Source organism: Actinocatenispora comari (assembly GCF_017312725.1).
Lineage (GTDB): Bacteria > Actinomycetota > Actinomycetes > Mycobacteriales > Micromonosporaceae > Actinocatenispora > Actinocatenispora comari.
The window spans coordinates 23,123-30,008 of sequence record NZ_BOPO01000032.1 but is presented as its reverse complement, the minus strand read 5'-3'; the positions used below and the strand labels follow the sequence as shown (position 1 = coordinate 30,008).

The 6,886-nt window shown below is 75.9% G+C and carries 7 protein-coding genes; 2 read left to right on the top strand and 5 right to left on the bottom strand.

Annotation, left to right across the window (positions count from 1 at the left end; translation table 11 throughout):
• Positions 1-159: 159 nt before the first annotated feature.
• From NUM_RS10775 to NUM_RS10755, 5 genes are all read right to left on the bottom strand, one after another.
• The gene (locus NUM_RS10775) at positions 160-1,140 is read right to left on the bottom strand and encodes an AAA family ATPase (RefSeq protein WP_207124659.1); all 981 of its coding nucleotides are present in this window, start codon (positions 1,138-1,140) and stop codon (positions 160-162) included.
• A gap of 17 nt (positions 1,141-1,157) precedes the next feature.
• Entirely contained in the window at positions 1,158-1,646 is a 489-nt protein-coding gene (locus tag NUM_RS10770; RefSeq protein ID WP_207124656.1) for a hypothetical protein, read from the bottom strand.
• Entirely contained in the window at positions 1,643-2,578 is a 936-nt protein-coding gene (locus NUM_RS10765) for a DUF4129 domain-containing protein (RefSeq protein WP_207124655.1), read from the bottom strand. The genes NUM_RS10770 and NUM_RS10765 overlap by 4 nt, the downstream gene beginning before the upstream one ends.
• 154 nt (positions 2,579-2,732) lie before the next feature.
• Complete coding sequence (locus NUM_RS10760) at positions 2,733-3,560, bottom strand: nucleotidyltransferase domain-containing protein (protein ID WP_207124654.1); 828 nt, start codon at positions 3,558-3,560, stop codon at positions 2,733-2,735.
• Positions 3,561-3,723: 163 nt separating this feature from the next.
• The gene (locus tag NUM_RS10755) at positions 3,724-4,785 is read right to left on the bottom strand and encodes a LacI family DNA-binding transcriptional regulator (protein WP_207124653.1); all 1,062 of its coding nucleotides are present in this window, start codon (positions 4,783-4,785) and stop codon (positions 3,724-3,726) included.
• 108 nt (positions 4,786-4,893) lie between these two features.
• On the opposite strand from NUM_RS10755, the gene NUM_RS10750 reads away from it, so the two are divergent.
• Positions 4,894-6,135: a DegT/DnrJ/EryC1/StrS family aminotransferase gene (locus NUM_RS10750; protein WP_207124652.1), complete on the top strand. Its 1,242-nt coding sequence runs from the start codon at positions 4,894-4,896 to the stop codon at positions 6,133-6,135.
• Entirely contained in the window at positions 6,132-6,878 is a 747-nt protein-coding gene (locus NUM_RS10745; protein WP_207124651.1) for an SDR family NAD(P)-dependent oxidoreductase, read from the top strand. The genes NUM_RS10750 and NUM_RS10745 overlap by 4 nt, the downstream gene beginning before the upstream one ends.
• The last annotated feature ends 8 nt before the right edge of the window (positions 6,879-6,886 follow it).

Below are 6,886 nucleotides of genomic sequence, written 5' to 3'. Positions count from 1 at the left end.
TGGCCGGCCCGGCGGGCGGCGTACCGGGGCTCGATCGACTGCCGGCCGCAGGCGACGGAGCGACCGGCGATCCGGCGCGGTCGGCCGGCTCGACCGGCTCGACCGCGGCGTCGCCGGTGCTCGCCGCCGGTGGGGTCGGGGCCGGCCCGGGTGCGTCGGTCATCCGGCTCGGTCCAGGCGCGGGACCGGCACCCGGTCGACGATCTCGGCCAGGATCTCCGCACCGCCAATCCGGCGCGCCCACATCTCCGGCCGCAGCCCGATCCGGTGCGCCAGCGCCGGCACCGCGAGCGCCTTGATGTCGTCGGGCAGCACGTAGTCGCGGCCGGCGAGCAGCGCCGCCGCCCGGGACGCGGCGAGCAGCGCCAGGCAACCGCGGGGGCTCGCGCCGACCTGTACCGAGGGGTGTATGCGGGTGGCGTCCACCAGCGCGACGATGTAGTCGACCAGGTCGCGGGACACCTCGACGCGCTCCACCGCGGCCCGCATGCCACGCAGCGTGGCGGCGTCCAGTACCGGTTCGAGGGTCACCTCCGGGGTGTCCCGGGCCAGCCGGGCGACGAGCAGGTCGGCCTCCTGCGGCGGCGCCAGGTAGCCGATCCGTACCCGCAGCAGGAACCGGTCCAGCTGCGCCTCCGGCAGCGGGTAGGTGCCCTCGTACTCGATCGGGTTGTCGGTGGCGAGCACCAGGAACGGGTCCGGCAGCGGGCGGGCCGTGCCGTCCACGCTGACCTGGTTCTCCGCCATCGCCTCCAGCAGCGCGGCCTGCGTCTTCGGCGGCGTGCGGTTGATCTCGTCGGCCAGCAGCACCTGGGTGAACACCGGGCCGGGACGGAACGTCAGGTCGCCGGTGCGCTGGTCGTACACGGTGGCCCCGATCAGGTCGGCCGGCAGCAGGTCGGGGGTGAACTGGACCCGGGTGAAGTCCAGCCCGGTGACGGTGGCGAGCGACCGGGCGATCAGCGTCTTGCCCAGCCCCGGCAGGTCCTCCAGCAGCAGGTGACCGCCGGCCAGCACACCGGTCAGGATCAGCCGCAGCACGTCGGACTTGCCGATCACGGCCCGGCCCAGCTCCGCCTGGACCGCGTCGAGCCGATCGGCGATCTGCGGCCCGGTCAGTGCCGGCGCGGCGGCACCCACCCGGCTGTCGGCAACACTCACAGCGACTCCAATCGGTCGATCAGGCGGAGCAGGACGGTACGGCCGGGGGCCCGGTCGGTGGCCTGCGGTGCCCGTGCGGGGCACACGTACGGCCAGAGGTCGGCGCCGATCGCCGCGCACGCGGCGGGCTCGTCGTCGAGGTCGATGCCCCGATCAGCCAGCGCCGCGCCGAAGTGCCGGCGAAACATCCGCCGGGTGCTCGGGTCGTACCGGGCGTTCGGCGTCGCCGCCCAGGACAGCTGGCCCTCGATCGCCCGCAGCGAGCCGTAGCCGGCCAGCGGGTCGGGCTCGGCCGCCTCGGTACGGGCCGGCGTCCGCTCGCCGCGGCCGGCCAGTACCGGGCCGGCGTGGCGCTCGCGCAGCCCGACCACCACGCAGATCACCACCGCGGACAGCATCGAGACCACGCCGAGCCGGCCGCCGAGCGCGTACCCGACGCCGGCCGCGAGGACGGCCGCCCCGGCAAGGGACACCGCCGCCCTCATCGCGGTTCCCCCGCATCACCCGGCGCCGGTCGTTCCGGTGCGTCCGCCTCGCGCGGGAGCGGGCCGCCGACGCGGCTGCCGGCGAGATCCGTACCGTCGGGCCGAGCAGGCAGGTCGTCGCGGTGCCGGTCCAGCTCGGCCAGTACCGCGTCCAGGGCCCGGGCGGCGGCCACGGTGACCCGCTGGTCCAACGGGTGGGCCGAGTAGCGGGCCTCGCCGAACAGCGCCACCAGCTCGGCGCCGGGCCCGTCGGCGCGCAGCAAGCCGGCGTCCGCGGCCCGGCGCAACACCTCCGCCGGGGTGTCGGCCGCGGCCGGCGCGCCGGCGCCGGTCGCGAGCGACTGCTCCATCGCCCGGTAGCAGGCCAGCACCGCGCCGCGCGGATCGTCGGTGGCGGCCAGCGCGACCCGGCCGGCGCGTGCCGCGGCACGCAGCGCGTCCGGCTCCGGCGGCGCGTCGACGCCGCGGACCGGGCGGCGGTCGGCGCGCGGCCGCAGCAGCACCGCGACCGCCACCGCGATCGCCACCACCAGCAACGCACCGGCCAGTACCAGCCAGAGCGACGGCGCCGACGCCGACTGGTAGGGCTTCAGCTTTCCGGTGCCGGCGGCGGGCGGAAGGTGTTCCTTGTCGCCGCCGTAGAGCAGCGTGTAGAGCGCCACGCCGGCCATCAGCAGCAGGCCGAGACCCATCGCGATCAGCAGCGCCGGCGGTATCGGCAGCCGTTGGGCGTCGCCGGTGCGGGCGCGGCGACGGTGCCGGAGCAGCCGGGACACCGCGAGTGGCGCCGACCCGGCCAGCACCAGGAACCCGGCGGTCAGTACCTGGAACTGCAGCGAGCCGGGCTCGATGCCGACCGGGTTGTGCGCGTCGGCGCGCGCGTCTCGCCCGGCGGCCAGCCCGACCGCCGCGACGGCCAGCAGCGCCGCCACGGGCAGCCACCGGCCAAGCACGGAAACGTACGCCCTCACACACTTCCCGACGCCGGGACGGTCGCGGGCGTTGACGGCGAGACCGGATCGAGACCTGGTCGTGTCGTTCCGGGTCGGCCGCCCGCGGGCCGACGCACGGACGTCCGGGCTGGACCTACGGCAGCGTCACGCCCAGCTCCCGGTCCAGGTGTGCGCGCAGCGCGGCGAGCAGGTCGGCCGGGAACGGCGCGCCGCTGCGCTCGGCCAGGGTACGGGCCAGCGGCAGGAACAGGCCGGCCGCGGCGAGGTGCACCGCCAGTACCGACTCGCGGGTGGCGGCGATCGGCGGCAGCGCGGTCAGCTGGGCCAGCCGGTCCGCCGGCAGCAGGCCCTGCAGGTGCAGGACGCCGCCGGGGTCGGGTGCGGCGACCTCCTCGACCATCAGCTGGATCAGCAGGGTACGGGCCAGCCCGGCCCCGGAGGCGCCGACGACGTACTCGTCCCGGCCGAGCACCACCGGCAGCAGCCCCAGGATGCGCAGGAACTCCCGGGTCAGCCGGCCCACGGTCGCCGCGGACGGCCCGGTCGAGGCAACCGGACCCGCGAGCCGGGCGGCCAACTCGTCGCGGTCGAACAGCGGCAGCAGCCCGTCGGCGGACCGTTCGGCCAGCTCGCCCGGGTCGACGAACGAGACGTCGAAGCGCAGCCAGCCGGCGGTGATGTGGTTGACCACCGCGGTACCGAGCCGCTGGGTGTGCACGATCGGGGCGACCGAGTCGGCCAGCCCGGACCAGTCGTCGAGCAGCGCCGGGCGGTCCGCGTCGGCCACCGCGACCAGCACGTCGACGTCGCTGTACCGGTCGCCGGAGCCGCGGCCCAGGCTGCCGGTCAGCCACGCCGCCCGGATCCGCTCGTCGGCCCGCAACGCCGCCGTGAGCCGTACCAGCAGCGCATCGCGATCGGTCTGTCCCCCGGCCGTCGTGGCCGCTTCCGGAACCCCCACCGTGCCTCCCACGGTCCGCGCCGGCGACACGGCCTCGTCCGACCGCGCGGGGCGCGCCTGGCCCCGAGCCGAGCCCTGCCGAGACGGTAGCCCCGCCGCAGCGTGCCGCACGCCGGGCCCCCGGGCGTACCGCGCCCGGCCCGACGCGTCGTCGCTGCCGGGGTCAGCGGGGTGCGGCGGCGGACGAGGCGCGAACCACCAGGGTGACCGGGAGCGGCGGGGGTGGGTGCGGATGCCGGCCGGCGCGCAGGTCGGTGGCGAGTGCGCTGGCCAACCGGCCCTTGCCGGTGAGGTCCTGGCGGACGGTGGTGAGCGGCGGGTCGGCGGCCGCCGCGGTCGGGGTGTCGTCGAAGCCGACCACGGTGAGCTGCTCGGGCACCCGCAGGCCGAGCCGGCGGGCGGCGTCCAGCACGCCGGCGGCGAGCTCGTCGGACAGGCACAGCACGGCGGTGGGCGGCGCGGCACCGGTCAGCAGTGCGGTGGCGGTGCGCGCGGCGGCCGGCCGGGAGATGCCGGCGGCCTGCCAGACCGCGGGCTCGATCCCCGCGCCGGCGAGCACCTCGCGGTAGCCGGCATGCCGTTCCCGGTCCACCCGGTACCGGCTGGTCAGTGCCTGCTCGGCGGTGACCGGCCCGCCGTCGGTGCCGGTCCGCAGCGGGGTACCGAGGATCGCGACGTCGCGGTGGCCCAGGTCGACCACGTGGCGGGCCGCGGCGGCCGCGCCGGCCCGGTCGTCGGTACGCACCAGCGCGGCGCCGCGGCGGGCCGGCCCGTCCAGCACGACCAGCGGCAGGCCGCGCTCGCGCACCACCCGCAGCACCGGCGCCCGGTCCGGCAGTGAGTACGCCACCGCGCAGTCGACGTGCGCCTCGCGCAGCTGGGCCGCCGCGGCGTCGCCACCCGGTACGAGCAGCAGCGCGTCACCGGCCGGCGCGACCGCGGTGGCGAGCGCGTCCAGGGTGATCGACAGTGCCGGGTCGGAGAACGCCGTGGAGACGCTCGCGTCCAGCAGGAACGCGAGCGCGCCGGACCGCCGGGCGGCGAGGCTGCGGGCGACGGGGTGCGGTCCGGCGTAGCCGAGGCGGCGGGCGACCCGCAGGATCTCGGTGCGCAGCGCGGCGGACAGCTGGTCGGGCCGGTTGTACGCGTTGGACGCGGTCGCCCGGGACACCCCGGCGGCGGCCGCCACGTCGTCGAGCGTGGGGCGGCGCGGTGGCTCACTCACGCCGGCCAGCCTACGAGACGCGCGCCGCACCGCGCCCGAAAACCCTGGACGCTTCTGAAGCGCTTCAGATACGATCGCGTTGTCCGCACACGCCAAGGGGGGTGCACGATGAGCTTCACCGTTCCGTACAGTGGGGTGTCCAACAAGCTCGGCGAGGCCGAGATCGCCGCGGTCGTCGACGCGCTGCGGTCCGACACGCTCGCCATGGGGCCGCGCGGCGCCGAGTTCGAGCGCCGGTTCGCCGACCGGATCGGCGCGAAACACGTGCAGGCGACCAGCTCGTGCACCACCGCGCTGTTCCTCGCCGCGCAGTTGCTCGGCCTGGGCCCCGGCGACGAGGTGATCACCACGCCGCAGACGTTCTGGGTCACCACCTGGCCGCTGCAGGCGCGCGGCTGCGGCATCCGGTTCGCCGACATCGACCCGAACAGCCTCACCCTCGACCCGGCCACCATCGAGCCGCTGATCACCGAGCGCACCCGGTCGATCTGGGTGGTGCACCACGGCGGCCAGGCCACCGACATGGACCCGATCATGGCGCTGGCCCGGAAGTACGGGCTGAGCGTGGTGGAGGACTGCGCGCACGTGCCCGGGGGCACCTACCGGGGCCGGGCGCTCGGCACCATCGGTGACCTCGGCTGCTTCAGCTTCCACTCGCTGAAGAACATGACCACCGGCGAGGGCGGCGCGCTGTCGACCAACTCCGACCGGTACGCGGAGATGGCCCGGGCGCTGGGCACCATCCACACCTGGGGCGACACGGTGCCGCGCCGCGACGAGCACATCGGGCCGTACCCGCAGCCCGCGTACTACCGGGACGCGCACGTGCGGTCCTCGTACACGCTGGACTACCGGGACGGGCGTTACCTGGTGGGCAACAACTACCGGATGAGCGAGCTGTCCGCGGCGCTGGGGATCGCCCAGCTGGCCCGGTTGGACGAGCTGAACGATCGGCGCCGCGCGATCGCCGCCCGGCTCGACGACGGCCTGCGCGGCGTGCCCGGGATCGGCCTGCAGGTGGAGAAGCCGTACGCGCACCACATCTACCACCTGTACACGATCTTCTACGATCCGGCGGTGGTCGGCGCACCGAAGGACGACTTCCTGCGCCACCTGCAGGAGGTGGAGGGCATCGAGATCGTCCTGCGCTACTTTCCCATCCACCTGTTGCCGGAGTTCCGCGCCGCCGGCCACACCTACGGCGAGTGCCCGGTCGCCGAGCGCACCTACTTCGAGCACCAGGTGCAGCTGCCGATCTACCCGCACCTGACCGACGCGCAGATCGACCACCTGATCGGCGCGGTACGCCGCGGCGTCGCCGCGCTGTCCGGCGAAGGGAGCCCGCGATGACACCGCGGACCCGGGTGGCGCTGGTGACCGGGGCGTCCCGCGGGCTCGGCGCCTCGATCGCGACGGCACTCGCCGCCGAGGGCGCCGCCGTCGCGGTGAACTACGCACGCGACACCGCGTCGGCCGCCGCGGTGGTCGCCGGGATCGAGGCGGCGGGCGGCCGGGCGGCCGCCTTCCGCGCTGACGTGACCGACCCGGCCGAGGTGGCCCGGCTGCACCGGGAGGTCGTCGCCGAGCTCGGCGAGGTGGACGTGTTGGTGGCCAACGCGACCGGCCCGCAGCCGGAGATCGGGGTCGAGTCGCTGACGGTCGACGACCTGCTGACGCAGCTGCGCTTCTTCGCGGTCAGCCCGCTGCTGCTGACCCAGCAGGTACTGCCGGCCATGCGCCGGCGCCGCTGGGGCCGCATCGTGCAGATCGGCTCGGAGGCGTTCGAGCTCGGCACGCCGGGCTCCAGCGCGTACGTGGCGGCCAAGGGGGCGCAGCTCGGCCTGACCCGGTCCTGGGCGCGCGAACTCGGCGGTACCGGCATCACGGTGAACCTGGTCGCGCCGGGCTTCATCCCGACCGAGCGGCACACCGACGTGCCCGACACCGACCGCGACCGGTACGCCCGGGGGGTGCCGCTGGGTCGGCTCGGCACCGCCGGCGACGTCGCCGCGGCGGTCGCGTACCTGGCCTCCGACCGGGCCGGTTACCTGACCGGGCAACGCATCGCGGTCAACGGCGGCAACACGCTCTGAGACCGCCC

Bases quoted from the DNA above. Each gene is read 5' to 3' on its own strand.
- NUM_RS10745 (WP_207124651.1), top strand. From the start codon at position 6,132: ATGACACCGCGGACCCGGGTGGCGCTGGTGACCGGGGCGTCCCGCGGG.
- NUM_RS10750 (WP_207124652.1), top strand. From the start codon at position 4,894: ATGAGCTTCACCGTTCCGTACAGTGGGGTGTCCAACAAGCTCGGCGAG.
- NUM_RS10770 (WP_207124656.1), bottom strand. From the start codon at position 1,646: ATGAGGGCGGCGGTGTCCCTTGCCGGGGCGGCCGTCCTCGCGGCCGGC.